We start from the raw sequence: 25,894 nt of genomic DNA, 5'->3' as shown, positions 1-25,894 counted from the left end.
GTCACCGTCCCCCGCCGTCGATCGAGAGCACCGGGTCGAAGGCGTGCCCCTGCGGATCGGCGTCCGGGATGCACAGACCGGCCGAGACCGTCCAGGCGTGCAGGGCGAACGGGTGCTCGCGCACACCGACGTGGAGTACGGCCTCCAGACCGGACCGGCGCAGCAGGACGAAGGCCGTCACCGCCTCGGACTTGCAGTCGCCGTCGACCAGCCAGCTGCCGCGGCTGTGTGTCTGCACCGCCCGTTTCAGCCGCAGGACCTCCTCCGCGCAGGGGACGTCCGCGCGGACGTACTCCGGGGCGGCCAGGGACAGCAGCCGCAGGACCCGACCGAATCCCACGGTCCGGATCAGCAGGTGCACTCCGCGCAACCAGGGCCCGACCCCGGCGTCCGCGTGCCGCTCCCGGCGGCCCCGGACACACCCGGCGCGCAGGAGAACGGTGACGAGCTCGGCGCGTTCCTCAGGGGTTCCGTCGGCGAACTTGACGAGGTCCGCCGTCGCCATCCCGAGGAAGCGGGTCCGCTTCCAGTCCGCGATCAGCGCTCCGTCGGACATCCCGGTCACACGGCAGTGCGGTGACAGGATCCTCGCCATGGCTGCCATGGCAGCCATGGCACAGGTGTCCTCCGTCACCGCACTTCCTCCAACAGTTCAACCGTGAACGGCGTCAGGACAGATAGCCGTGACCGTCGTAGAGTCCGCCGCTGAAGCCCCGGATCAGACGGCCGTCACCGAGAAGGACCAGCCGATGCGGCTGACGACGCCGCAGGAATCGGAGAAACATCGCCCACCTCCAGATCAGGCAGGGCCGAATCAACTCCAGGCTACTCTGCCCGGAATGCCCCGCAACCGGACTGCCGACGCCACTCGGGCCGGCCTTGCACAACCGAGCGCCGCACGGGGCCACACACCGTCAACAAGACGTGGAAGCAGGGGTGTTGCTCACGATCACCGTCGCCCGCCCAGGTCGCGTCCGGCCGGCCGGCGGCGCACGCTGGACGCAGGGGGATTCCGCCCCGCGAGCCGGTGGCCGGCCCGTGAGGCCGAGCCAAGGAGGTCAGTCATGGGCCACCCCGAACCCCGGCCGGGCGGCATCGAATCGGAGAACCATCCGTGGAAGATCCGCCTCGTCGAGCACCCGAAGCGCTTTGAATCGTCACAGTTCCGGGCCGCCAAAGAGACGGCCCACAAGATCCTCCACGCCATGGAGGACGCCGACCTGCCGTACGGGCCGAGACCCGTGGACGGGCAGCAGGGGGCGCAGAATTCCGAGCGCTGGGAGATGCACCACGGCGGCAGCCTGTGGGTCAAGGGGGCCCGCGACTGGCTCATGTACCGCGCCCGGGTCGGCATCGAGTGGAGCATGCAGTTCTGCGCCGACCCGGCGAAGGTGGACCGGCTCCGCCAGGAGGCCGCCGAACTGGTCGACGCCTTCCCGCTCACGTTGCCCGCGCTGGCGGACCTCGGCTACGACCACGCCGAGGACTTGCTGCGCACGCCGATCAAGGACGCCGACGGCGTGGAGGCGTGGACCGACTCCCTGTTCAACTCGTGCGTGCCCCTGAGTCACGGCAATCACCAGGGGATCCTTCCGAGCGTGCCCGGTGAACACCATTACCCGTGGCCGGTGAAGGGCGCGGACTTCGTCCGGTACGACGACTTCCAGCTGTGGGTGACCCTGCCCGACGGCACCCATGGCGCCGTCGCGCCGGTGGACCGCCGCGGCTCCGGTGACGGGCACGTCCGCCTGACCTTCGTGCCGGAGGGAAGCGCCGCCGCCCCCGCGGTCGCCGAGGCCCAGGACCGGGGGCTGATGGCCGTCCTCCCGGCGAACAGCGACGTGGCCCTGCAGGCCTTCGCCCGGCAGGTCGCCCCGGGCCGGCGCACCGCGTCCGGTCCGCTGTCGTCCCACGCACCACGGCGCGCGGGCCGCAGCTCCCCCTAGCGGGGGCCGCTCGCCGGCGCACCGCCGGTCGTGACACCCCAACGGCGCTCCTCGCGGCGGGTGTTGTTCACGCGAGGTCGTCCAGGGCGCCCAGGCCCGTCAGGGCGCCCACCGGGTCCAGGTCCGGGGTGCCGCGGGGCCACCAGTCGTCCTGGGCGGGCTCGGACTCGTAGGCGTACCACAGGCCGTCGCGGCCGAGGCGGAGCTGGAGGTGGCCGCGCGGGTGGGTGAGGCGGTTGCGCCAGGGGCGGAACGCGGGGAGGTCGGCGGCGAGCAGCAGCGGGCGGGCCCGGTCGAAGCGGCCGGCCGGCGGGTCCCACGGCTCCTCCAGGACGGCCAGCCCCTCCAGGCCGCCCTGCCGCCAGGCCGCGACGGCGCGCGCGAGGTCGGCCGGGGTGCGGGCGACGGCCGTGGCGAGCGTGGCGTACAGGGCGCGGGTGGCGGCCGTGAGCCCGGAACCGGGGCGGGCGGCGGCCAGCCGGACCGCGTCCTGCCACAGGGTCAGCTCGCCGACCGGGTCGCGTCCGGTACCGAGCAGTGCGTGCGCGCGGGCGGCGGCGTCGGTGGCGAGCTGGTCCAGCGCGAAGGGATCGGGGCCGCCGGGGGCCGCCGGATACACCGGGGGCTGCTCGGGGTGCGGCGGCGCCGGCAACGGAGCGGGCAGCGGCGGGAGTTGCCGAGGCGCGAGGGCGTCGGTGGCTCGTACGCCGGGCAGGGACTGCGGTTGCCGCTCCTGGGCGGCCCGGGCCGCGCGGGCGGCGCTGCGCCGGGAGAGCGCGTCGAGCAGCTCCTTCTCGCCCCGGCCACGCAGCAGGAGCAGGACGAACGGGTCGGCGTCGAGCAGGCGTGCCGTCTGGTAGCAGAGGGCCGCGGCGTGCTTGCAGGGGTGCCCGGAGTCGGGGCAGCTGCAGCGCGGGGCGAGGTCGCCGGGGCCGGGCAGCAGGGGGACCCCGCAGTCGGCGAGGGAGTGCGGCAGCTCCTTGTCGAGCAGTGCGGCGATGTGTCCCGGCCGGTCGGCGGCGGCGTCCAGGAACCGCTCCCAGTCCTCGTCCGCGAGCGTACGGACCCGCATCTGTACGCGATAGGGGCGCGGACGGCTGCCGCGCACGTAGGCCAGCACGAGTCCCGGCGTCACGGTGATGGCGTCCACATGCCCCTGGTCCGCGTAACCCCGCCCGCGCGTCAGCCGCTTGCCGTCCAGCGCGCCCCGCTCCAGCGCGCCGACCCAGGCGTTCCCCCACCAGGTCCCGGCGAACGCGGCGGTCTCGCTGCCCGGCTCACGGGGCGGGAACGCCGGGAAGGTGCGGCGGAGTTCGCTGTCACGGTGGGGGGTGGCCATCGTGGTGGGCACGTGCGGGGAGGACGAAGCGGGGGCCTGGAACGCCCGGGAGTGCGGGGCGGGGGCCGTGGTGGTGGGTGCGGGCTGCGGGTCGGCGGACGGGACCGCGGTGTCGCCGGTGCTGCCGGCCTGCGGCTCCTCCTGCGGGGTCCCCGGCTCGGGGGTGTCCGAGTCCACGATGTGCGACTCCGGGGTGTCCGGCCAGGCGGGCATCCGGAAGGCGTTCGTCAGGTAGTGCCGCATGTCGTGGACGGCCTTGACCCGGGCGGCCCGGGAGTCCGACCCGGAGGCGGACGGGGTACGCGACGCCGGGGAGGCGCCGGCCCGGCTCCGCTCACGCGGTTGCCGTCGGGCCGCTTCGGACTCCTCCGTCTCGGCCCGCTGGGCCTCGCGCCGGGCCGCACGCAGTGCTTCCCTGGCGACGTCGGCGGGGCGGGCACCCGTCGGAGCGGAGGGCCGCGTGGCGGCCGGGACAGCGGCCGGGACACCGGCATCGGCGGCCGGGGAGGCGGTGCCCGCCGGTGCGTCACCGTCACCCTGCCGCACGGAGGCGGAGGCGGAGGCAGGAGCGGGGGCGGGGCCGGCCTGCGGCGCGTCACCGTCGCCCTGCCGCACGGAGGCGAGGGCGGGGGCATGGGCGGGGGCGGACTGCGGTGCGTCACCGGCTCCCCGCCCCCGACCGGTGACCCACGAAGCCCCGTCACCGACCCGACGCCCGGAATCGCGGGCCGCCACAGTGTCTCCCCCGCCCCGCGACGCGGACACACCCTCCGCCGAACCCACTTCACCGCCCCCCGACGCGGACACACCCTCCGCCGAACCCACTTCACCGCCCCCCGACGCGCAATCACCCCTCGCCGAAGCCACTTCACCGCCCCTCAGCGCAGGACCGGCCTCGGCCGAACGCTCTCCCCCGCCCCGCGACGCGAATGCACCCTCCGCCGCAGCCTTCTTCTCACCGCGCGCCCCTGCATCGGCCCCCTCCGGCGATTCCCCCTCCGGCGCTTCGGCGTCCCCCCTGCCCGCGGACAGCGCGGCCCGCAGCGCCGCGCGTGCCGCGTCCCCGGGGCGCCGCGGTGTGCTGTCGTCCGGGGATTCGGCAGGGCTCTCGTCGCAGACCGGTTCCTCGGCGGACTCGGTCCTCTCCCGTGCGGCCCGCAGGGCGCGGCGGGCGGCGTCGGCGGGGCGGTCCGGGCCGGCCGTCATGAGGTCCTCCGCAGGGAGACGAGGTCGGACAGCTCGCGGTCCGTCAGCTCGGTGAGCGCCGCCTCACCGGAGCCGAGGACGGCATCGGCGAGGGCGCGCTTGGCGGCGAGCATCTCGGCGATGCGGTCCTCGACCGTGCCCTCGGTGACCAGGCGGTGGACCTGCACGGGCTGGGTCTGGCCGATGCGGTAGGCGCGGTCGGTGGCCTGTTCCTCGACCGCCGGGTTCCACCAGCGGTCGAAGTGGATGACATGGCCGGCGCGGGTGAGGTTGAGACCGGTGCCCGCGGCCTTCAGCGACAGCACCAGGACCGGGGTCTCGCCGCCCTGGAAGCGGTCGACCATGCGCTCGCGCTCCGGCACGGGTGTGCCGCCGTGCAGCAGGTCCACCGGGACGGCACGGGCGGACAGGTGGGCGGTGATGAGGCGGGCCATGCCGACGTACTGGGTGAAGACGAGCGCGGAGCCGTCCTCGGCGAGGAGGGTGTCCAACAGCTCGTCCAGGAGAGCGAGTTTGCCGGAGCGGGTCAGGAGCCGGTCGGCGCGCGGATCCTCCTTCAGGTACAGCGCGGGGTGGTCGCAGATCTGCTTCAGGGCCCCGAGGAGCTTCAGGACCAGGCCCCGGCGGGCCATGCCCTGCGCGGTCTCGATGGCCAGCATCGACTCGCGCACCACCGCCTCGTACAGGGCGGCCTGTTCGCGGGTGAGCGGTACCGGGTGGTCCGTCTCGGTCTTGGGCGGCAGCTCGGGCACGATGCCGGGGTCGGACTTCTTGCGGCGCAGCAGGAAGGGGCGGACCAGGCGGGCCAGGCGCTCCACCGCCTCGGCGTCCTCGCCGTTCTCCACCGCTCGGGCGTGCCGGGCGCGGAAGGACTTCAGGGGGCCGAGGAGTCCGGGGGTGGTCCAGTCGAGCAGGGCCCACAGCTCGGAGAGGTTGTTCTCCACCGGGGTGCCGGTGAGCGCCACGCGCGCGGGGGCCGGGATGGTGCGCAGCGCCTTGGCGGTGGCCGAGTAGGGGTTCTTCACGTGCTGGGCCTCGTCGGCGACGACCAGGCCCCAGGCGTGGGCGGCCAGCTGGGCCGCCGCCGACCGCATGGTGCCGTACGTGGTGAGGACGAAGCCGCCGTCGAGGGCGTCCAGGGTGCGGTCCTGGCCGTGGAAGCGGCGGACGGGGACGCCGGGCGCGAACCGGGTGATCTCCCGCTGCCAGTTGCCGAGGAGGGAGGCCGGGCAGACCACGAGGGTCGGCTCGGGGCGGGCGCGCTTCAGGTGCAGGGCGATCAGGGTGACGGTCTTGCCGAGGCCCATGTCGTCGGCGAGGCAGCCGCCGAGGCCGAGGGAGGTCATGAGGTCGAGCCAGGCCAGACCGCGCAGCTGGTAGTCGCGCAGGGTGGCGGCGAGGCCGGCGGGAGGGTCGGCGGGGCGCAGGCCGGCGGTGAGGCGGTCGCGGAGGGCGGCCAGCGCGCCGACGGGCACGGCCTCCACGGTCTCGCCGTCGACCTCGGCGGTGCCGGTGAGTGCGACGGAGAGCGCGTCGACCGGGTCGAGCAGGCCGAGTTCGCGGTTGCGGGCCTTGCGGACGAGGGCCGGGTCGACCAGCACCCAGCGGTCCCGGAGCCGTACGACGGGGCGGTGGGCCTCGGCGAGCGTGTCCATCTCGGCCTCGCTGAGCGGGTCTCCGCCGATGGCCAGCTGCCAGCGGAACCGGAGCAGGTCCTCGCTCTCGAAGAAGCCTGTGCCGTCGGTCGCGGAGCCGGGGGCGGGGCGGACCACGGCGGCGGCCGTGAGGTCGCGGGCGAGGTCCCGGGGCCAGTGCACGGCGACCCCGGCGGCGGCCAGCCGGCCGGCCGCGACGCCGAGCAGCTCGCCCAGCTCCTCCTCGGACAGGGCCAGCACGTCCGGTACGTCCTGCTCGGCGAGCCGGTCCAGGGGCGGCCAGACGCGGGCCGCGCGCCGCACGGCGAGGGCGGCGTCCACCCGCGCGCGGGGGCCGAGGGCGGTGTCGGCCTCGCCCGCCCACAGGGCCGCCGCGTCGGCCACCAGGGTGGGGTCGGCGAGGCTGTGCACCTGCACGATCGCGGCCCCCGCGGCACGCGCGCCGTCGTGCGCGCCGGCGTCGAAGACGTCGTACGCGGACAGGTCCAGGCGGAGCGAGATCCGCACGCCCGCGTCCATCCCGGCGGCGACCTCGGCGGCCCACTCGTGGGCCTGCGGCAGGGCCACCGGCTCCCGGGCGGCGAAGGGGCGGCCGGAGGTGTGCGGGGCGGCCGGGGTGCGGGGCAGGGTGTCGGCGACCGCGTCCACGAACGAGCGGATCAGGGCCTCCGGCTCGGGCAGCCGGAGCGGGCCGGGGTCCGGGAGGGGCACGGCGTGGCCCTCCGGGGGCAGGGCGGCGGCCACCGCGCGCAGGTGGGCGATGTCGTCGGGCTCCAGGGGACCGGCCCGCCAGGCGTCGTGGCCGCACGGGGTGAGGCCGGGCAGCAGCCGGCCGCGGGCGACCAGCCGCAGCGCGTGCAGGGCGGCGGCGCCCCAGCAGGCCGTCGCCGGGTGGGCGGCCGGGTCGCGGCGGGCCCTGACCAGCAGCGGCAGCGCCTCGGCGAGCGGCAGTGTCAGCGCGGGGACCTGGCGGCGGCGCACGCCGGCGCCGTGCCGTCGTACGACCGTCAGCCCGGCCGGGTCAGCCGCGGCGGAGGGCTCGGTGGGCAGCGGGCCGCCGTCGGGGTCCCAGAAGGCGATCCGGCCCTCGCGCGGGAGCGGCGCGGGCAGGTAGACGGACGCCAGGCGCACCGGGACCGCGCTCCCGCCGTCGCCGGGGCCTGCCGTGCGCCCGGCCACCGCGGCCGTGCCACCGCTCATACGTCCTGCCACCTCCCGCCCGTGTGTCGGATCAGACGTCTTCGACTCTACGGGCGGGGTCTGACAATCGGCCCCGGACACCGGCCGGGGCCGGGACTCACGGCACCGTGCGGGAGACGACGTACACCATCGGATAGTTCGGGTCGGCCAGGTTCACCACCACGTCCTGGGTGGGCGCGGGGTTCTTCTGCCGGTGCGTGAGTCCCCACCAGGGGCCGGGGCCGGTGAAGTGCCAGCCGCTGACCTTCTGGTCGCGGGAGCTGATGGTGATGTCGTCCTTCTTCAGCTCGTCCCGGCGGGCGCCCATCGTCTGCAGGAAGCCGTCCAGGCCCGCGGGGTTGGTGCGGAACTGCACGTACAGACGGCTGGTCTTCCAGTTGTTCGTCTCGTAGTAGGCGATGTAGTCGGCCGGGTGCGGGACGGTGACCTGGTACAGCCGGCGCTGCACCTTCGACGGCCAGCCCGGGGTGAGGCCGGTCGCCGAGTACTTCGCCTCCTTGTCCTTGCCGCTGTTGCGGCTCTGGTTGGCGGAGATCACCAGGTAGCCGGCGGGGACGCCGATGAGCAGGACGATGATCAGCAGGGTGAGCGCGCGGCGCCTGGCCTTGTGGCGCGGGTCCTCGGCGGGGCGGCGTGGCTCGTCCGGCGGGTCGGCCTGGTGGGGCAGGGACGGGGTCATGCGCTGTCCCGGTCGCGGCGGGCCTGGGCGTACCGCTCGTAGCGCTCGTACCGCTCGACCCGGCGGCGCTTGGCCCGGCGGAACCGGCGGGCGACCAGCCGGGCCAGGTCGGCCGCGCCCACCATGCCGGCCTCGGGCCCGAGCTGGGCGCGGGTGATGCGGGCCTCGGGGCGGTAGCCGCGGCCGGTGAGGTGGCGCTTGAAGGCGTCCCGGGCCGGGCCGATCAGCAGGTCGTCGGCGGCGCTGACGCCGCCGCCGATGACGAAGCAGGACGGGTCGAGGGCGGCGGCGAGGTTGGCGATGCCGACGCCGAGCCACTGGCCGATGTCCTGGAGCAGCTCCACGCACATGGCGTCGCCCTCGCGGGCCAGCTCGGTGATCAGCGGGCCGGTGATGTCGCCGACGTTGCCCTTGACGCGCTCGATGATCCCGTAGGCCACCGGGGAGTCGGCGGCGGCCAGCTCCCTGGCCTCGCGGACGAGCGCGTTGCCGGAGCTGTACTGCTCCCAGCAGCCGCGGTTGCCGCACGGGCAGCGGTGGCCGCCGGGCACGACCTGCATGTGGCCGAACTCGCCGGCGACGCCGAACTTGCCGCGCTTGACCTGGCCGTCCTCCAGGATGGCGCCGCCGATGCCGGTACCGAGGGTGATCATGACGAGGTGGTCCTCGCCGCGGCCGGCGCCGAAGCGCCACTCCGCCCAGGCGGCGGTGTTGGCGTCGTTGTCCACGAGGACCGGCACGGACAGGCGGCCGGCGAGGCGGTCGCGCAGGGGCTCGTTGCGCCAGGACAGATGGGGGGCGAACAGGACGCGGTTGCGGTCGGCGTCGACCCAGCCGGCGGCGCCGATGCCGACCGCGTGCACGTCGTGCCGGTCGGAGAGGTCCAGGACCAGTTCGACGATGGTGTCCTCGACGACCTTGGGGCTCTTGGACTTGTCCGGCGTCTCCGTGCGGAGCTTCTCCAGGATGTTGCCGTCGGCGTCCACGACGCCCGCCATGACCTTGGTGCCGCCGATGTCGATGCCGACGGTGGGGACACGGGGGGCAGTCAGATGTGACCGGCGTTCCCTGGTACCCACTGTGCGGAGCACGGGGGCTCGGCGGGAGCCGATGGGGGCCGTGAGGTCGCGGTAGGTGCTCATCGGGCTCGATTCTGCCGCACGCTCACACCGAGTGCGGCGCGGGGCGGGAGGCGGGGGTGCCCGACCGGCGCCGGGTGCGGCGTGCGCCGTGGTGGACCGGGCGGTTCCCCGCGCCCCTAACCGCGCCGCAGTTCATGGCGCAGCGCGTCCAGGTCGGAGCCGCCGGCCATCTGCTGGGTCAGTTCGTCCAGCGTGATGCGGTCCCGTGTGTAATTGCCCACCATCGTGCCCCTCCTCAGGAGCACGAACCTGTCCCCCACCAGGTACGCGTGGTGCGGGTTATGGGTGATCAAGACGACGCCCAGGCCCTCGTCCCGTGCCGCCGCCACATATTTGAGGACCACACCGGACTGCTTCACGCCCAGTGCGGCCGTCGGCTCGTCCAGGACGAGGACCTTCGCGCCGAAGTGGACGGCCCTGGCGATCGCCACGCACTGGCGTTCGCCGCCGGAGAGGGTGCCGATGGGCTGGTCGACGTCCCTGAGGTCGATGCCCATGCGCAGCAGGGCCTCCCGGGTGGTGCGGCGCATGAGGTCGGTGTCCAGGCGCCGGAAGGGGCCGGCGCCCTTGCGCGGCTCGGAGCCCAGGAAGAAGTTGCGCCATACCGGCATGAGCGGGACGACGGCCAGGTCCTGGTAGACGGTCGCGATGCCGCGGTCCAGGGCCTCGCGCGGGGAGGAGAGGGTCGTCTCCTCGCCCTCGATGCGCACGGTGCCGCCGTCGTGCCGGTGCAGACCCGCGATCATCTTGATCAGCGTCGACTTGCCCGCGCCGTTGTCCCCGAGGACACAGGTGATCTCGCCCGCGCGGACCTCCAGCGAGACGCCCTCCAGGGCGCGGACGGTGCCGTAGTGCTTGCTGACGTCGGTCAGCTCGACGAGTGGTGTCACTTGCTCGCCTCCGCGCGCTTCTTGACCCAGGTGTTGAGCAGGGTCGCGAGGAGCAGCATCGCTCCGAGGAAGAACTTGAACCAGTCGGGGTTCCACTCGGCGAAGACGATGCCCTTGCTCGTCATGCCGAAGAGGAGGGCGCCCACGGCGGAGCCGATCGCGCTGCCGTAGCCGCCGGTGATCAGGCAGCCGCCGATGACGGCCGCGATGATGTAGATCAGCTCGTTGCCGACGCCCTCGCCGGACTGGACGGCGTCGAAGGAGAAGAGCAGGTGCTGGCCGCAGACCCAGGCGCCGAAGGCGACGCCCATGTAGAGGCCGATCTTGGTCCTGGCGACCGGGACACCGACCGCGCGGGCCGCGTCCTGGTTGCCGCCGACGGCGAAGATCCAGTTGCCGGCGCGGGTGCGCAGCAGGATCCAGGAGGCGAGGGCGACCAGGCCCAGCCACCACAGGATGGTGACCTTGAAGTCGACGCCGCCGAGGGTGAGGGTCGAGGCGAAGACGGCGCGGGCGCCGGCGAAGCCCTCCATGTCGCCGACGGTCTTGGTGGAGACGGTGCCGTCGATCAGCTTGGTGAAGCCGAGGTTCATGCCGGTCAGCATCAGGAAGGTGCCCAGCGTGATGATGAAGCTCGGCAGCTTGGTGCGGGTGAGCATGAAGCCGTTGAACGCGCCGACGGCCAGCGTGACCAGCAGCGAGACGCCGACGCCGACCCAGGTGTTCGCCGTCATCTGGTAGCTGAACATCGAGGAGACCAGCGCCGAGGACGTCACCAGGACACCGGCCGAGAGGTCGAACTCGCCGCCGATCATCAGCAGCGCCACGGGTACGGCCATGATGCCGATGGTCGAGGAGGCGTACAGGACCGTGCTGAGGCTGGAGGCGTGCAGGAAGCCGTCGGCGGCGAAGGCGAAGAAGAGGAAGACGGCGAGCGCGCCCACCACCGAGCCCAGTTCCGGCCGGGAGAGCAGCTTTCGCAGCGGCGAGGTCTGCAGAATCCTTTCGTCAGGGGCCGTGTCGTCCGGGGCCGTGTCGTCCGGGGCCTGGTCGCCGAGGGACGTGTCGTCGAGGGCCGCGCTCACCGGGTGCCCCGCTCGGTGTACTCGGCCAGCGCGGACGCCTGGTCCCTGGTGACGATCTGCGGGCCGGTGAGGACCGGCTTGCCGCCGCCGAGGACGTCGCCGTTGTACTTGTACAGCCACAGCAGGTCGACGGCCTGGTAGCCCTGGAGGTACGGCTGCTGGTCCACGGCGAACCCGAGGGTGCCGTCCTTCAGCCCGGCCGCGACCTTCGCGTTGAGGTCGAAGGTGTCGACCTCGGCCTTGCTGCCCGCGTCGTCCTTCGCCTTCACGGCGGTGTCGGCGTAAGGGGCGCCGAGGGTCACGACGGAGTCGACGGACGGGTCGGCCTGGAGCTTGGCCTCGATCGCGGACTGCACGTCCGGCATGTCGGTCCCGTTGACGTAGAGCTTGCGGAGCGTGCCGCGGAAGGTCTTGGCGACGCCGTCGCAGCGCTGCTCGTGGCCGACGTTGCCCTGCTCGTGCAGCACGCACAGGGCCTTCTTCCGGCCGCGCTTGTTCAGCTCGTCGCCGACGGCCTCGCCGGCGACGGTCTCGTCCTGGCCGATGTGGGTGAGGGCGCCGAAGGCCTTGGACTCCTCGGAGCCGGAGTTCACCGTGACCACCGGGATGCCGGCCTTCTCGGCGCGGGCGACGGCGGCCTTCATGGCGTCCGGCTTGGCGAGGGTGACGATGATCCCGTCGACCTTCTTGTCCACCGCCGCGTCCACCAGCTGCGCCTGCTGCTGGGCCTCGTCGTCGTGCGAGTACAGGAACTTGATGTTGTCCTTGACGGCGGCCTGCTCGGCGCCGCTCTGCACGATGTCCCAGAAGGTGTCGCCGTCCCCCGAGTGGGTGATCATCGCGAAGGTCCAGCGGGGCGTGTTCACCGCCGACCTGCCCTGGGCGGCAGCGGCCTTGCGGGCGTCCTCGGCCCGCTTGCCGCCGGTGCTGCTGCAGCCCGCCAGGGACACCGAGAGTGCCCCTGCGAGCGCCATGACTGCCCAGGTCCGAAACCGTGCCACGAGGCCGTGCCCTTCTTGCTGTGTGCGTGACGTGCGCGAGGGGCCGACGCGTCACTCCTCGGCGGCCCCAAACGCTCCAGTATCGAACATGGGGAACACACCTGACACGACCGGGGGCCCACCTCGGTCGTATTGTCCGGACATTGCGACGAGCGGGCGGCGGGCGTCAGGACCGCACGAGAAGCTGGAACTCGAAGGAGTAGCGCGTGGGCCGGTAGGTGTGGTCGCCGAACTCCACCGCGCGGCCGGTGTCGTCGTAGGTGGTGCGCTGCATGGTGAGCAGCGGGGCGCCCTCGGCCTCGGCGAGCCGCTCGGCCTCGGCGGCCGTGGCGCCGCGGGCCCCGATGGACTGGCGGGCGCTGTGCAGGGTGATCCCGGCGGAGCGCATCAGCCGGTACAGTCCGGTCGCCTCCAGCTGGCCGGTGTCCAGGTCGAGCAGGCCGGGCGGCAGGTGGTTGATCAGGTACGCCATCGGCTCGCCGTGCGCGAGGCGCAGCCGCTCGATGCGGTGGACGTCGCCGCCCTCGGCGACGCCGAGCGCGGCGGCTATCGTGGCGGAGGCCGGGACGACGGTGTTGACCAGCACCTTCGTCGCGGGGCGCTGGCCGGCCGCCTCCAGGTCGTCGTAGAGGCTGCTCAGCTCCAGCGGACGTTTGACCTGGCTGTGCACGACCTGGGTGCCGACGCCGCGGCGGCGGACGAGGAGCCCCTTGTCGACGAGGGACTGGATGGCCTGGCGGACGGTCGGCCGGGACAGGCCGAGCCGCGCGGCCAGCTCGATCTCGTTGCCGAGCAGGCTGCCCGGGGTGAGGCTGCCGCGCTCGATGGCGGCCTCCAGCTGCTGGGAGAGCTGGAAGTACAGCGGCACCGGGGAGCTACGGTCCACGCGGAGGTCGAGCGCGACGGTCGGGTCCACATCTGGTTTCGGCACGGGCTCGAGCGTAGCCGCGTGATCGGTTGACGGGAAGTTGTGTAGTCCGGTTGTCCGGACATGCGCATTGACACGGGGCCGGGTTCCGCCTCACTTTGTTTCCATGCGCATCGGGGTCATCGGTACGGGCCGGATCGGCACCATCCATGCGAGGACGCTCAGCCGCCACCGCGATGTCGGATCCCTGATCCTGACGGACGCGGATCCGGCCCGGGCACAGGAGCTGGCGCACCGGCTGGGCGAGACGGCGGCGCCGGGGGTGGACGAGATCTTCCGGTGGGGTGTGGACGCGGTGGTGATCACCACGGCGACGTCCGCCCACGCGGAGCTGATCGGCCGGGCGGCCCGCTCGGGGCTGCCGGTCTTCTGCGAGAAGCCGATCGCCCTCGACCTGCCGGGCACGCTGCAGGCGCTCGCCGAGGTCGAGGCGGCCGGAACGATCCTGCAGATGGGCTTCCAGCGGCGCTTCGACGCCGGGTACGCCGGGGCCCGGGAGGCCGTGCGCTCGGGACGGCTCGGGCGGCTGCACACCGTGCGGGCCCTGAGCTGCGACCAGGCGCCTCCCCCGGCCGACTGGCTGCCGCTGTCCGGCGGGCTGTTCCGGGACGCGCTGATCCACGACTTCGACGTGCTGCGCTGGGTGACGGGCCGTGAAGTGACCGACGTGTACGCCACCGGCTCCGACGGCGGCCCCGCGCTGTTCCGCGAGGCCGGTGACGTCGGCACCGGCGCGGCGCTGCTCACGCTGGACGACGGCACCCTGGCGACGGCGACGGCGACCCGGCTGAACGGCGCCGGGTACGACGTCCGCATGGAGCTGGCCGGGGAGGCCGACACCGTGGTCGTCGGCCTCGACGACCGCACGCCCGTCGCGTCCACCGAGCCGACCGGCCCGCCACCCGCCGACAAGCCGTGGACGGGATTCCTGGAGCGGTTCGGGGCCGCCTACGAGGCCGAGCTGTGCGCCTTCGTCGAGGTGCTGCGCGGCGGGCGGCCCAACCCGTGCGACGGCGGCGAGGCCCTCCAGGCGCTGCGGATCGCCGAGGCCTGCGAGATCTCCCGGCGGGAGCACCGCCCCGTCCGGCTGGCGGAGATCCCGGACCGCGGACGGCTGTCGTACGACTGACGCCCGGAGCGCGGACGGTCCTCATGGGACTGACGCCCGGAGCGCGAACCGCCGTCGTACGACGTGCCGGGGCCGCTGCTCACCAGCGCACCGGAAGGCCGCGCATCCCTCTCATCAGCATGCCCGGCAGCCACTCGCCCGGCTCGCCGTCGAGCGCGAGGCCGGGAGCCCGCTCCAGCAGCGTCCCCACGGCGATGCGGCCTTCGAGACGGGCGAGCGGTGCGCCCAGGCAGAAGTGGATGCCGTGGCCGAAGGCGAGGTGGCCACGGGCGTCGCGGTGGATGTCGAACCGGTGCGGGTCGTCCCAGCGGGCGGCGTCGCGGCCGGCCGCGGTGAGTCCGACCACCAGATGGTCGCCCTGCTCGATCGGCGTGCCGGCGATCTCCAGGGGCTCGGCCGCGTACCGGAACGTGGCGCTCTGCACCGGGCCCTCGTAGCGCAGCATCTCCTCGATCGCACCGTCCAGGAGGTTCATGTCGGCGCGCAGGTCGGCGAGTTGACCGGGGTGGGTGAGGAGGGCGTGGACGCCGTTGCCGATGAGGTTGACCGTGGTCTCGTGGCCCGCGACGAGCAGCAGGTAGGCCATGCCGCGCAGTTCGTCCGGGGAGAGCCGGTCGCCGTCCTCGGCGGTGGTGCGGATCAGGTCGCTGAGCAGGTCGTCGGTGGGGGCGGCGCGGCGCTTGTCCTCGATCAGTTGCGTGAGGTACTCGGCGAGGCGGACGACCGCGTCGTACTCCGTCTGCGAACTGGTGGGCGCCACCACTTCGTTGGACATTTTGCGGAACTCCGCGCGGTCCATGTCCGGCACGCCCAGGAGCTCGCAGATGACGGTGATGGGCAGCGGGAAGGCGAGCGACTCGACGAGGTCGGCGCGGCCGCGTGGCAGCATCTCGTCGAGCAGGTCGTCGGTGATCCGCTGGATCCGCGGGCGCAGCCGCTGCACCCGGCGCATCGTGAACGCGCGGGTGACCAGGGAGCGCAGGCGGGTGTGCCGGGGCGGGTCGACGGCGAGGAGATGCTTGCCGATCAGCTCCTCGTCGAGGAACGTCGCACCGATCTCGGCACCGTTCTTGGCCAGCCGGGGGTCGGCGAGGGCGGCGCGCGCCTCCTCGTACCCGACGACCAGCCAGGTCTCGTAGTTCTCGTCCGATCCCGGCAGCCGGACCCGGTGCACGGGGCCCCGCTCGCGCAGCCGGGCGTACACCGGGTGGGGGTCGCGGCGCAGCTCGTCCGCGAACTCCCCCAGATCGATCACCCGTCGCCTGTCCATCGCTCCCCTTCCGGACTCCCCCGAGGCCTCCGGGCGTCTCCCGGTGCAAGGACAACGTACGGGCGGCCCGCTCAGTGCCCGGTCTCGTCGAGCAGTCCGGCGTCGTAGGCCAGCAGGGCGATCTGCACGCGGTTGTTCAGGCCCAGCTTGGCGAGGATGCGCGAGACATGGGCCTTGACGGTGGCGACGCTCATGAAGAGCCGGCCGGCGATCTGGGCGTTGGCCAGGCCCCGGCCGACGGCCACGGCCACCTCCCGTTCGCGGTCGTTGAGGGCGGCGAGCCGCTCCCGCGCGCGGGCCTGCCGGGAGTCGGCGGCGGCTCCGGCCGCGTGCCGCATCAACTGGCGGGTGACGGCGGGCGACAGCACCGGTTCCCCGGCCGCGACCCGGCGCACCGCGTCGACGATCTCGGCGGGCGCGGTGTCCTTGAGCACGAACCCGGCGGCGCCCGCGCGCAGGGCGTGCAGGACCTGCTCGTCGGCGTGGAAGGTGGTGAGCACCACGACCTCCGGCGCGTCCGCCCGCGCCCGCAGCCGCTCGGTGGCCGTGAGTCCGTCCACCGACGGCATCCGGATGTCCATGAGGACGACGTCGGGGCGGGTCCGCGCGACCAGTTCCCCGACCTCGCCGCCGTCGGCGGCCTCCCCGACGATCTCGATGTCCTCGGCCCCGCCCATCATCAGCGCCAGCCCGGCCCGCACCAGCGGATCGTCGTCTACGAGGAGGAGTCTGATCGGCGTCCCAGTCATGGACTCACGTAATCATGCCCGCGCGGGCGGTGCGGGGGCCTTTGCCGCGAACCTCGCACGCTGCCGGGGCCGGGCACGGCCCGTCAGGCCTGGTCCCAGGGCAGCCAGGACCGGACCTCGAAGCCCCCGTCGGCCGTGGTGCCGTGGTGCAGGCGGCCCCCGGTGAGCGTGGCGCGTTCGGTGAGGCCGATCAGGCCCTGCCCGGAGCCGGGGACGGGCGGGGCCTCGGTCCCGGGGGGCGGGTTGGTGAGCGTGAGCGTGAGACCGTCGCCGGGCGTACCGGTCAGGCGGAGCGTGACCGCGCTGCCGGGGGCGTGCTTGCGGGCGTTGGTCAGGGCCTCCTGGGCGATGCGGTAGGCGGTGCGGCCGACCGAGGCGGGGACGGCGGCGGGGTCGGCGACACGGTGGTCGAGGGTGATCTCCATGCCGGCCTCCCGGCATTCGGCGACGAGGGTGTCCAGGGCGGCCAGCGTGGGCTGCGGCCGGCCGCCGGCCGCGTCGTGGGGGCCGCCGGTGCGCAGGACGCCGATGATCTCCCGCAGGTCCTGCAGCGCCTCGTGGGCGCTCTCCCGGATGACCCCGGCGGCCCGTGCGACCTCCTCGCGGGGCGCGTCCGGGCGGAACTCCAGGGCGCCGGCGTGCACGCTGAGCAGGGTGAGCCGGTGGGCGAGCACGTCGTGCATCTCGCGGGCGATCTCCTCGCGGGCCAGCCGCTGTGCCTGCTCGGCGCGCAGGCGGGCCTCGGTCTCCGCCCGGTGGGCGCGGTCCCGCAGGCTCAGCACGAGCAGCCGCTTGGAGCGGACGAACATGCCCCAGCCGACGACGGAGACGGTGAGCAGCGCCGCGAACACCACGGCGCCCGCGAAGGGCACGCCGGATTCCGGGCGCCACCAGTAGTACAGGGGGAGGAGGGCGAGGTCGGCGCCGCCGATCCAGGCGACGTACCGGAACGGCCGGTGCACGGCGACGGTGAACAGGGCGATCACCGCGGCGCCGACGGAGGTGTCGGACAGGAACCCGACGACGATCATGGCGACGGCGAGGCCCACCGGCCACCGGCGGCGCAGCCAGACCGCGAGGCAGGACAGGGCGCCGAGCACCACGTCCACCACCACGAGGGCCCCGGGAACGTCGGGGTGGGGCACCAGGGACGCCGTGATCCCCAGGAACAGCAGCAGGGCCAGCAGGAAGCAGCACACGTCGACGGCCCAGTCCCGGGCCGTGCGGCGGGGGCGCCGGCCCGTGGGGTCCGGGTCCAGCTCTCCGGCCAGGGCCGAAGGGAGCATCCAGCGGCGCAGCTCGGTCCCGGGCGCGGTGGGCCGGTGCGGCCTGTCCTCGTTCACGGTCGGCAAATCTATGCGGAACGCGGGTCCGTGGCCGCCCCGCGCCCGGGATCGGCTACCGAAGTCGCGGCACCGTGGACCTTCGGCGCGGGGCGGGCGGCGCGGTCCGCCGGTGCGGGCGTCCGGGTGGACGTCCGGCGGACACGGCTCGCCCCGCGGTCCGGGGTGGGGGGCGGCCGCGGGGCGAGTCTCTCCGTGTCACACGGGTGGCGCTGTTCTCCCTGATCCGGTCGGGCGGCTCAGCAGCCGAAGTCGATCAGATCGAACGTGGCGTAGTGGTCGGAGGTGTAGTAGTCCTCCTGGGTCTCCTGGCCGGTGACGATGCGCCGGGCGCCGCGCGTGGAGGAGCCGGGGGTCTTCACCGTGTACTCGTGGTAGTAGCCGGACGGCCGGCCGGGCAGCACGTCCTCACGGTTGGAGAAGACGGTGCCGTCCTGCGCGTACGGGTAGGGGCCGCCCTGGTCGATCAGCTTCAGGGTGTCGTGGGCCTGAGACGGCAGGGCTCCGTAGCAGATGCCGCCGACCGACGAGGCCGCGGCGTCCGCCGTGCCGGCGGAGACGGTGCCGCCGACGAGGAGGGCGGACAGGAGAACGGCCGCGGCGCCGATGCGTGGGGTGCGTGGGGGGAATCTCATGCCGTCCATGATGACGCGCGTAGACGTTGGCATGTCAACGACAAAGTTGAAGGTTTTCCTGTCAAGAACGAGGAGTTTTCAGGGAGTTAACCTGCCGCCCGGCGTCCCCACGCGGCCCCCACGAGCACCACCGCGCCGCCCGCCAGCCCGAACGCGCCGAGCCGTTCCCCGCCCAGCAGGGTCCCGGCCGCCGCGGCCCACAGGGGCTCGGTGCCGAGCAGCAGGCCGACCCGGGAGGGGGAGGTACGGCGGACGGCCCACATCTGCACGAAGAAGGCGAACACCGTGCACAGCACGGACAGGAACAGCAGCCCCGCCCACTGCCGCGCGCCGAAGCCGGCCGCCACCGCCCACGGAGCCGGACCGCCGCCGGCGGCCGACAGAAGGACGAAGACACCGACGGACGTGCCCAGCTGGACCGTGGTGAGGGGCAGCGCCTCGGCACCTCGCAGGGCCCGGATCCGGGACATGGCGAGGACGTGCAGGGTGCGGGCGAGCGCGGCGAGCAGCATCAGCAGGTCGCCGGCCGAGGGCCGGGTGAAGCCGCCGCCCTGGGTGAGCAGGACGACGCCGAGCACCGACAGGCCGGCCGCGCCGAGGAAGGCGGGGGTGGGCCGGGTGCGGGTGACCGCCGCCTCGGCGAGCGGCGTGAACACCATGGTGAGGCTGATGATCAGACCGGCGTTGGTGGCCGAGGTGTGCACCACCCCGTACGTCTCCAGCAGGAAGATCCCGCTCAGCACCAGGCCCAGCAGGGCCGCCCCGCGCCACTGGGCGCCGGTGAGCGCGCGCAGGGCACGCCGGCCGGCGACGGCCAGGACCGGCAGGGCGAGCGCGAACCGCACCACCAGCACGGCGAGCACGGTTTGGGCGGTGGTGATCTCCTTCGCGGCGAGATAGCTGGCGCCCCAGCACACCGCGACGAGCAGGACGGGCAGATCCGTGTGCCAGGCGCGGCGCGGTGCGAGCGCGGCGCCCGGTACGGCGATCGACGACATGCGAGCGGCTCTTTCGGCTGTCCGGAGGGGTGCGCAGACGTCGGCGGCTCGCACGGGGCGCGATCACCGTACCGGCGGGGACGGTCTGCGGCCAGGGACTTCGCCGCGCGCCGGGCGTCGGGCGGTCAGTAGGACCCGTACTCCGGGCGGCCCGCCAGGTCGTACGTCTGCAGGGAGACGCCCGTGCCGGTGACGCGCCCGCCGCGGTGCCGGAAGCGGGTGGGGGCCGTGCCCTCCCTGAACACGCGGCGGCCGGTGCCGAGGACGACCGGGAAGGTCAGCAGGTGCAGGGTGTCGAGGAGCCCGAGATCGACCAGCGAGCGGACCATCGCGCCGCTGCCGTGGATCTGCAGCTCGCCGTCCGTCGGGAGGCGATCGGGTCGGCCGGGTCGGTCATCCGCGGCCAGTAGGAGGCGAAGATCTCGTAGGTGCGGCGGCCGAGCAGGAAGGCGCCGGCGCGGTCGAAGCCCTCGACGACGAACCGGCCGAAGTCGTCGTCGCCGTACGGGAAGCTCCAGCCGCCGTGGGTGAAGCCGCCGCAGGTGTCCTCCTGGGGCCGCCGGGCGGCTGGTGGACGCCGTCGAGGGTGACGAGGAGGGTGGAGACGAGCTTGCCCATGACGGGTGCCCTCTTTCCGGGTGCGGGGTCTGCTGTCGTCAGGCAGGACCCCGCGGCCGCCCGGAACTCATCCCTCTCAGCCGGAGTGGGTGGAGAACAGTCCGCCGGTCGGACCCTGCTTGTCGCCGCCCTGGGCCTTCTTCAGGGCGTTGGCGAGGCTCTCGATGGTGAGGGACTGCAGGATCACCCGGCCGTTGCCCTCCAGGGTGGCCAGGGACAGGCCCTCGCCGCCGAAGACGGCGTTCATGATCCCCTGCCGGTTGAGGCCACCGACACGCTGGACGCCGTACTGGATGCCCTCCTCGAAGGCGACCACGCAGCCGGTGTCCACCTCGATGCGGCCGCCGAAGTCCGCCGGGTTCAGGTCGATGAAGTTGCCCGCGCCCGCGATGATCACCGTGCCGTACCCGGTGAACTTCTCCAGGACGAAGCCCTCGCCGCCGCTCATGCCGGTGCGGCCGCCCGCGAAGGCGATGCCGAACTCCACGGTGGACTCGGCGGCCACGAAGGCGTCCTTCTCGGCGAACCACGCGCGCGTGCCGTCCAGCTCCAGGGCGCGCATCTCGCCCGGGAGCACGCCCGCGAAGCCGACCGTGCCCTGACCGCCCTGGGAGGTGAAGTACTGGAACGCCAGCGACTCGCCCGCGAGCATCCGCTGGCCGACCTGCATGGCGGTGCCCATGGCCTGGCGCAGCATGCCTCCCATGCCGCCACCGCCGCCCGGCTGTCCTCCGTTGCCCTGGCCCGACGGGCCGGACAGGCGGGTCTCCATGGTCACGTTCGTCGTCTTGAACAGGAACTTGCCGGCCTCGCAGTACACGGTCTGGCCGGGGTGCAGGTTGACGACCGCCATCTGCATGGCGTTGCCGACGATCTCTTGCTGAAGGGTCACGAGGGGAAGAACGCGGGAGGGGGAGCGAAGAGTTCCGGACCCCCGGCATCTTCGTGTCCGTTCGCCGCCAGCACGGCCGCGCCGCGGCCGGTGGGATGGAGCCATGACAACGACTCACGAGAACCTGACCGGCAGGAAGGCCCTGGTCACCGGGGGCAGCCGGGGCATCGGCGCGGCGACGGCACTGCGGCTCGCCCGGGAGGGCGCCGATGTGGCGGTGACCTATGTGCAGGGGAAGGACGCGGCCGAGGAGGTCGTACGGGCGGTGCGGGCGCTGGGGCGCCGGGCCGTGGCCGTGCGCGCGGACCTGGCGGACCCGGCCGACGCGGCGGGCGTGGTGGACCGCGCGGCCGGGGAGCTGGGCGGGCTCGACGTGCTGGTGAACAACGCGGGGGTCGGGCTGCTGGGCCCGCTTGAGACGTTCACCCTGGAAGACGTCGACCGGGTCCTCGCCGTGAACGTGCGCGGGGTGTTCCTGGCCTCGCAGGCGGCGGCCGCACGGATGGCGGACGGCGGGCGGATCGTCACGATCGGCACCTGCATGACCCAGCGGGTGCCGGGGCCGGGCGGGACGCTGTACGCGACCGGCAAGGCGGCGCTGGTGGGGCTGACGAAGGCGCTGGCGTGGGAGCTGGGCGGGCGCGGCATCACCGCGAACGTGGTCCATCCCGGGCCGACGGACACCGACATGAATCCGGCCGACGGCCCCTACGCCCCCGCGCAGGCGGCCATGACGGCACTGGGGCGGTTCGGCACGGCGGACGAGGTGGCCTCGATGGTGGCGTATCTGGCGGGACCGGAGGCCGCGTACGTCACCGGTGCCCAGTTCGCGGTGGACGGAGGGCACGCGGCCTGAGATGACACGTGGGGCGCACCGGTGCTGTCCAGGCCGGTGCGCCCCACGCGCGTGTGCGGGGGAGGTCAGCCGCCCAGTTCCTGGTGGCGGGCGGCGAGCCGGGTCGCGCCCTCCTCCGTCAGGGAGCCGAACAGGCGCAGGCGGGAGATGCCGCCGTCGGGGAAGATGTCGACACGCGCGTGCGTGCCGACGGCCGGCTGCTCCAGCACGAAGCGGTGATCGGTGTCGGGCTGCATGCGGGTGCGCGGCAGGACCTCGACCCACTCGCCGTCCTCGCCGTCCTTGACCGAGACCGAGGCCCAGCCCGCGCTGTTGCCCTTCAGGTAGGCCGTGTCGATCTCGATCGCGCGGATCTGCGACTGGGCGACCAGCTGGTAGCGGATCCAGTCGTTGCCCTGGTCACGGCGGCGGCGGGTCTCCCAGCCGTCGTCCATCTTGCGGGAGCGGCCCGGCTGGATGGTGTTGGTGGCGGGTGAGTAGAAGAGGTTGGAGGCGTCCTCGACCCGGCCGCCGTTCTCCAGCGCGACCACGTCGAAGGTGCCGAGCACCTCCAGCCACGCCGGGTCCGGGGCGACCTCGCCGTACACCCGCAGCCGGGCGATGCCGCCGTCGGGGTGCTGGTTGACGCGCAGGTGCGTGAAGCGCTGCTCGGCGGTGACCTCGAAGCCGTTCGCCGCGTGGCCGCCGACCGCGGTGCGCGGGACGAGGGTCGTCCACTTCACGTCCGCGGAGAGCAGTTCCCCGGGGGACGGCGAACCGGGTACGGACGCGCCCTCGACGGAGACCGCCTGCGGGTAGTTGCCGCGGAAGTGGGCGGTGTCGACGACGATCCCGCGGATCACCCCGGGCGCGCCGAGGCGGACCAGCGCCCAGTCGTGGTCCTCGGCGGTCGGCCAGGGGTGCTCGGCGGAGACACCGCGCCGGCGCCGGGTCTCCCAGCCGTCCATGATCTTGCCCTTGTGCCCGAAGTGCTCGGGGTCGAACTCGGCCGGCTCGGGCACCAGCAGGTTCTCCCGCTGGGCGAAGAACTCGTCGTTGGCGGCGATGACACCGGCGCCGAGCTGCCGGTCGGCGAGGTTGGCGTACTGGGTGAACGGGAAGTCGGCGGTGCGGTAGTCCGCGTACGGGTCGCCGCCTCCGTAGGGGTTCGCGTCGCCGGTGAAGGAAGGTATCGCCGTCACGGTGATCAGGGGGTCCTTTCTGGGAGTCGGCCGGTTCGGGGGGTGGGTCACTGGGGGCGGGCGAGCAGCGTGCCCTTCGGCTCGGTGAACTCGCCGGCGTCGACGATGCGCTCGCCGCGCAGCCAGGTCGACTTCACGACGCCGTACAGGGTCCTGCCGGCGTAGGCGGTGACCCGGTTGCGGTGCTGCAGGTGCGCCGGGTCGACGGTGAAGGTCTCGTCGGGGGCCAGGACGGCGAAGTCGGCGTCGTGGCCGGGGGCGATGGCGCCCTTGGTGGCACCGAGGCCCGCCAGGCCGGCGGTTTGCGTGGACATCCAGCGCACCACGTCCTCCAGGCCGTGGCCGCGCCTGCGGGCCTCGGTCCACACGGCGGACAGGCTGAGCTGGAGGCCGGAGATGCCGCCCCAGGCGGTGGCGAAGTCGTCGGTCTTCAGGTCGGCGGTGGACGGCGAGTGGTCGGTGACCACACAGTCGATGGTGCCGTCGGCCAGCGCCTGCCACAACAGGTCCTGGTTGGCGGCCTCGCGGATCGGCGGGCAGCACTTGAACTCGCTCGCGCCGTCCGGCACTTCCTCGGCCGTCAGGGTGAGGTAGTGCGGGCAGGTCTCCACGGTGACCCGGACGCCGTCCGCGCGGGCGGCGGCGATCAGCGGGAGCGCGTCGCCGGAGGACAGGTGCAGGATGTGCACGCGCGCGTTCAGCCGCCTGGCCTGGGCGATGGCGCCCGCGATGGCCGTGTCCTCGGCGTCGCGCGGCCGGGAGGCGAGGAAGTCGGCGTACTTGGGGCCGCCGTGCTGCGGGGCGGCGGCCAGGTGGTGCGGGTCCTCGGCGTGCACGATCAGCAGGCCGTCGAAGCCGGCGATCTCCGCCAGGGACTGGGCGAGCTGGTCCTGGTCGAGGTGCGGGAACTCGTCCACGCCGGAGGGCGACAGGAACGCCTTGAAGCCGAAGACACCGGCGTCGTGCAGCGGGCGCAGGTCCTTGACGTTGTCGGGCAGCGCGCCGCCCCAGAAGCCGACGTCGATGTGCGCCTTGTCCCGGGCCACGTCCTGCTTCACCCGCAGGTGCTCGACGGTCGTGGTCGGCGGGAGGGAGTTGAGCGGCATGTCGATCAGCGTGGTGATGCCGCCGGCCGCCGCCGCCCGGGTGGCGGTCCAGAAGCCCTCCCACTCGGTGCGGCCCGGGTCGTTGACGTGCACGTGGGTGTCGACCAGGCCGGGCAGCAGGACGTGGTCGCCGACGTCCTCCAGCCGGGCCGCGGCCGGGACCTCGGCGTCGTACGGCAGAACGGCCGTGATCTTCCCGGCGGCCACGGTGACCGTGGCGGCCCGTGTCCCTTCCGGAGTGATGACGCGCGTCGAGCGCAGGACCAGTTCAGCGTCGGACACCCGAACCCCTCTCTGTACCGCCGTTTTACGCCCAGGAAACGGGATGTTCATCCACGTAACGGATTTCAACGTTCTGTTGAAGGAGTCTTCACTCCCCCTTGCCCGCCGTCAAGAGGCACACTTCTGGGCAGCGAGCCGTCCGCATCCGGTCTGGACGTTTCCACAAAGCGGAATTAGAATTCCAGCAAGCAGAACGTAGCTACGTACAAGCAGGGAGTCAACCGACCGCCGGGTAGGCTTCTCACCTCCTGCCTGTCCCGAAAGGAACGCGCCGTGCCGACGTCCAGCGCCAGCACCACCGACTCCGCCAAGCCCTCCGCCGGGGGCGGGGTCCAGTCCTTGGAGCGTGCCTTCGACCTGCTCGAGCGGATGGCGGACGCGGGCGGCGAGGTCGGACTGAGCGAGCTGTCCGCGACCAGCGGACTGCCGCTGCCGACGATCCACCGGCTGATGCGCACGCTGGTCGCCTGCGGCTACGTCCGTCAGCAGCCGAACCGGCGGTACGCGCTCGGCCCGCGGCTGATCCGGCTCGGCGAGTCGGCGTCCCGGCTGCTCGGCACCTGGGCGCGGCCCTACCTCGCGCGGCTGGTCGAGGAGACCGGCGAGACCGCGAACATGGCGCTGCTGGACGGCGACGAGATCGTGTACGTGGCGCAGGTGCCGTCCAAGCACTCGATGCGGATGTTCACCGAGGTGGGCCGGCGGGTGCTGCCGCACTCCACGGGCGTGGGCAAGGCGCTGCTGGCGAGCGTGCCCGACGAGGAGGTGCGCGCCCTGCTCGCCCGTACGGGGATGCCGGCCGCGACGGAGAAGACCATCACCACGCCCGACGGCTTCCTTGAGGCGCTGGCGGAGGTGCGGCGCGCGGGGTACGCCGTCGACGACAACGAGCAGGAGATCGGGGTGCGCTGCCTCGCGGTGTCCGTCCCGGACTCCCCCACCGCGGCGGCGGTCTCCATCTCCGGGCCGGCCGGACGGGTGACCGAGGCCGCGACGGAGAAGATCGTGCCGGTGCTGCAGGGGATCGCGGCCGAGCTGTCGGCGGCGCTGGTCAGCCAGAACCCCGGGTGAGCGGGAGGGCCCGGTGGCCCGGGCGCTTCACCGACCGGCACGGCGGCGAGGACGTCGTCTTCGAGTCCGACGGCCGGGAGCTGATCCGTACGACCGTCCGGGGCGTCCGCTTCGAGGGCGTCACCATGGACGGCCTCCGCGCGGTGGACGGGGAGCCGCCCGAGGGGATGTTCTCGTTCTCCGCCGGGGCGCTGTGCTCCTGCCTCCTGGAGTGGGAGGTGCCGTTCCCCGTCGAGCGGGACGGGGAAGGCGTGCGCGAGGGGACGCTGCACTGCGCGCTCCGGCCGGCGGACCCGGCGGGCGGGCGATGCGGCCCGGGCGCGGAGACGCTCTCCCTGGAACTGCGGCTCGACGGGGAGGCGTACCGCAGCGCGACGGTCCCCGCAGACTTCGAGGACGCCCTGTGCGACCTGCAGCGCCGGCTGCCGGCCGGGACGCGGATGAGGGCGTGCGTGGCGTGCGCCTGGTCGGACTACCATCCGGTCGGGCACGGCCTGATGGCCGATCTGGCCTGCTTCCGCGGCGCCAAGGACGCCTACGGGCGGGTCGACGGCAAGTTCGGCGCGCACGGGATCATGGAGACCTGGGAGGCACGCACCGAACTGGTGCAGGAGACCTGGCTGTGCGAGCAGTTCGAGCACCGGGCTCCGGGCCAGGGGTACCGGGGCACGTTTCCGTGACCGGGTGACGCCG

22 protein-coding genes and 1 pseudogene are annotated in these 25,894 nt (G+C 73.6%); 5 read left to right on the top strand and 18 right to left on the bottom strand.

Going from position 1 to position 25,894, the window contains the following annotated elements; genetic code table 11:
* Position 1 precedes the first annotated feature (1 nt).
* Positions 2-613 (bottom strand): lasso peptide biosynthesis B2 protein, encoded by a 612-nt coding sequence (locus tag AB0N17_RS21560; RefSeq protein WP_366013024.1) that lies wholly within the window; start codon positions 611-613, stop codon positions 2-4.
* A 451-nt stretch (positions 614-1,064) separates the two neighbouring features.
* Between AB0N17_RS21560 and AB0N17_RS21555 the strand changes: the two genes are divergently transcribed.
* Positions 1,065-1,946 (top strand): DUF6424 family protein, encoded by an 882-nt coding sequence (locus AB0N17_RS21555; protein WP_366013023.1) that lies wholly within the window; start codon positions 1,065-1,067, stop codon positions 1,944-1,946.
* 67 nt (positions 1,947-2,013) lie between these two features.
* Here the strand turns inward: AB0N17_RS21555 and AB0N17_RS21550 are convergent, their stop codons facing one another.
* The 8 genes from AB0N17_RS21550 to AB0N17_RS21515 all read right to left on the bottom strand — a co-directional run bounded on the left by AB0N17_RS21550 (position 2,014) and on the right by AB0N17_RS21515 (position 13,059).
* Positions 2,014-3,900, bottom strand: a complete 1,887-nt coding sequence (locus AB0N17_RS21550; RefSeq protein WP_366013022.1) for an SWIM zinc finger family protein — start codon at positions 3,898-3,900, stop codon at positions 2,014-2,016.
* Between the two features lie 587 nt (positions 3,901-4,487).
* A complete protein-coding gene (locus tag AB0N17_RS21545; RefSeq protein ID WP_366013021.1) occupies positions 4,488-7,346 on the bottom strand; it encodes an SNF2-related protein in 2,859 nt (952 codons plus the stop codon).
* A gap of 97 nt (positions 7,347-7,443) precedes the next feature.
* Positions 7,444-8,025, bottom strand: coding sequence for a sugar kinase (locus AB0N17_RS21540; protein WP_366013020.1), 582 nt, complete (start codon positions 8,023-8,025; stop codon positions 7,444-7,446).
* Positions 8,022-9,167: an ROK family glucokinase gene (locus tag AB0N17_RS21535; RefSeq protein ID WP_366013019.1), complete on the bottom strand. Its 1,146-nt coding sequence runs from the start codon at positions 9,165-9,167 to the stop codon at positions 8,022-8,024. Before AB0N17_RS21535 ends, AB0N17_RS21540 begins: the two co-directional genes overlap by 4 nt.
* Positions 9,168-9,283: 116 nt before the next feature.
* The gene (locus AB0N17_RS21530) at positions 9,284-10,057 is read right to left on the bottom strand and encodes an ATP-binding cassette domain-containing protein (RefSeq protein WP_366013018.1); all 774 of its coding nucleotides are present in this window, start codon (positions 10,055-10,057) and stop codon (positions 9,284-9,286) included.
* The gene (locus AB0N17_RS21525) at positions 10,054-11,058 is read right to left on the bottom strand and encodes an ABC transporter permease (protein WP_366013109.1); all 1,005 of its coding nucleotides are present in this window, start codon (positions 11,056-11,058) and stop codon (positions 10,054-10,056) included. Before AB0N17_RS21525 ends, AB0N17_RS21530 begins: the two co-directional genes overlap by 4 nt.
* A gap of 80 nt (positions 11,059-11,138) precedes the next feature.
* Entirely contained in the window at positions 11,139-12,143 is a 1,005-nt protein-coding gene (locus AB0N17_RS21520) for a sugar ABC transporter substrate-binding protein (RefSeq protein ID WP_366013017.1), read from the bottom strand.
* Between the two features lie 166 nt (positions 12,144-12,309).
* A complete protein-coding gene (locus tag AB0N17_RS21515) occupies positions 12,310-13,059 on the bottom strand; it encodes a GntR family transcriptional regulator (protein WP_366013108.1) in 750 nt (249 codons plus the stop codon).
* Between the two features lie 118 nt (positions 13,060-13,177).
* On the opposite strand from AB0N17_RS21515, the gene AB0N17_RS21510 reads away from it, so the two are divergent.
* Positions 13,178-14,200 (top strand): Gfo/Idh/MocA family oxidoreductase, encoded by a 1,023-nt coding sequence (locus tag AB0N17_RS21510; RefSeq protein WP_366013016.1) that lies wholly within the window; start codon positions 13,178-13,180, stop codon positions 14,198-14,200.
* A gap of 79 nt (positions 14,201-14,279) precedes the next feature.
* On the opposite strand, the gene AB0N17_RS21505 is transcribed toward AB0N17_RS21510, so the two are convergent.
* The 7 genes and pseudogenes from AB0N17_RS21505 to AB0N17_RS21475 form a co-directional block, all read right to left on the bottom strand.
* Entirely contained in the window at positions 14,280-15,470 is a 1,191-nt protein-coding gene (locus AB0N17_RS21505; protein ID WP_366013015.1) for a cytochrome P450, read from the bottom strand.
* 71 nt (positions 15,471-15,541) lie between these two features.
* Entirely contained in the window at positions 15,542-16,219 is a 678-nt protein-coding gene (locus tag AB0N17_RS21500) for a response regulator transcription factor (protein WP_366013014.1), read from the bottom strand.
* Positions 16,220-16,302: 83 nt separating this feature from the next.
* Positions 16,303-17,505 (bottom strand): histidine kinase, encoded by a 1,203-nt coding sequence (locus AB0N17_RS21495; protein ID WP_366013107.1) that lies wholly within the window; start codon positions 17,503-17,505, stop codon positions 16,303-16,305.
* 296 nt (positions 17,506-17,801) lie between these two features.
* Positions 17,802-18,197, bottom strand: coding sequence for a ribonuclease domain-containing protein (locus AB0N17_RS21490; protein ID WP_366013013.1), 396 nt, complete (start codon positions 18,195-18,197; stop codon positions 17,802-17,804).
* An 86-nt stretch (positions 18,198-18,283) separates the two neighbouring features.
* A complete protein-coding gene (locus AB0N17_RS21485) occupies positions 18,284-19,195 on the bottom strand; it encodes a DMT family transporter (RefSeq protein WP_366013012.1) in 912 nt (303 codons plus the stop codon).
* 125 nt (positions 19,196-19,320) lie between these two features.
* Positions 19,321-19,813, bottom strand: a pseudogene (locus AB0N17_RS21480) (dihydrofolate reductase family protein).
* Between the two features lie 76 nt (positions 19,814-19,889).
* Positions 19,890-20,705, bottom strand: a complete 816-nt coding sequence (locus tag AB0N17_RS21475; RefSeq protein WP_366013011.1) for an AIM24 family protein — start codon at positions 20,703-20,705, stop codon at positions 19,890-19,892.
* A gap of 103 nt (positions 20,706-20,808) precedes the next feature.
* On the opposite strand from AB0N17_RS21475, the gene AB0N17_RS21470 reads away from it, so the two are divergent.
* Positions 20,809-21,561 carry an SDR family oxidoreductase gene (locus tag AB0N17_RS21470; RefSeq protein ID WP_366013010.1) on the top strand — a complete coding sequence of 251 codons (753 nt, stop codon included), beginning with the start codon at positions 20,809-20,811 and terminating at the stop codon, positions 21,559-21,561.
* A 65-nt stretch (positions 21,562-21,626) separates the two neighbouring features.
* On the opposite strand, the gene alc is transcribed toward AB0N17_RS21470, so the two are convergent.
* Together alc and allB are read right to left on the bottom strand one after the other, a co-directional pair.
* Complete coding sequence (gene alc, locus AB0N17_RS21465; RefSeq protein ID WP_366013009.1) at positions 21,627-22,742, bottom strand: allantoicase; 1,116 nt, start codon at positions 22,740-22,742, stop codon at positions 21,627-21,629.
* Positions 22,743-22,789: 47 nt separating this feature from the next.
* Positions 22,790-24,130: an allantoinase AllB gene (allB, locus tag AB0N17_RS21460; protein WP_366013008.1), complete on the bottom strand. Its 1,341-nt coding sequence runs from the start codon at positions 24,128-24,130 to the stop codon at positions 22,790-22,792.
* Positions 24,131-24,403: 273 nt separating this feature from the next.
* On the opposite strand from allB, the gene AB0N17_RS21455 reads away from it, so the two are divergent.
* A complete protein-coding gene (locus tag AB0N17_RS21455) occupies positions 24,404-25,201 on the top strand; it encodes an IclR family transcriptional regulator (RefSeq protein ID WP_366013007.1) in 798 nt (265 codons plus the stop codon).
* On the top strand, positions 25,198-25,881 hold the full coding sequence (locus AB0N17_RS21450) for a DUF6304 family protein (protein WP_366013006.1): 684 nt from the start codon (positions 25,198-25,200) through the stop codon (positions 25,879-25,881). Before AB0N17_RS21455 ends, AB0N17_RS21450 begins: the two co-directional genes overlap by 4 nt.
* Positions 25,882-25,894 lie beyond the last annotated feature (13 nt).

Source organism: Streptomyces sp. NPDC051133 (assembly GCF_040682635.1).
Classification (GTDB): domain Bacteria; phylum Actinomycetota; class Actinomycetes; order Streptomycetales; family Streptomycetaceae; genus Streptomyces.
The sequence above is the reverse complement of the archived record's forward strand: the minus strand, read 5'-3'. Positions and strand labels throughout refer to the sequence as shown.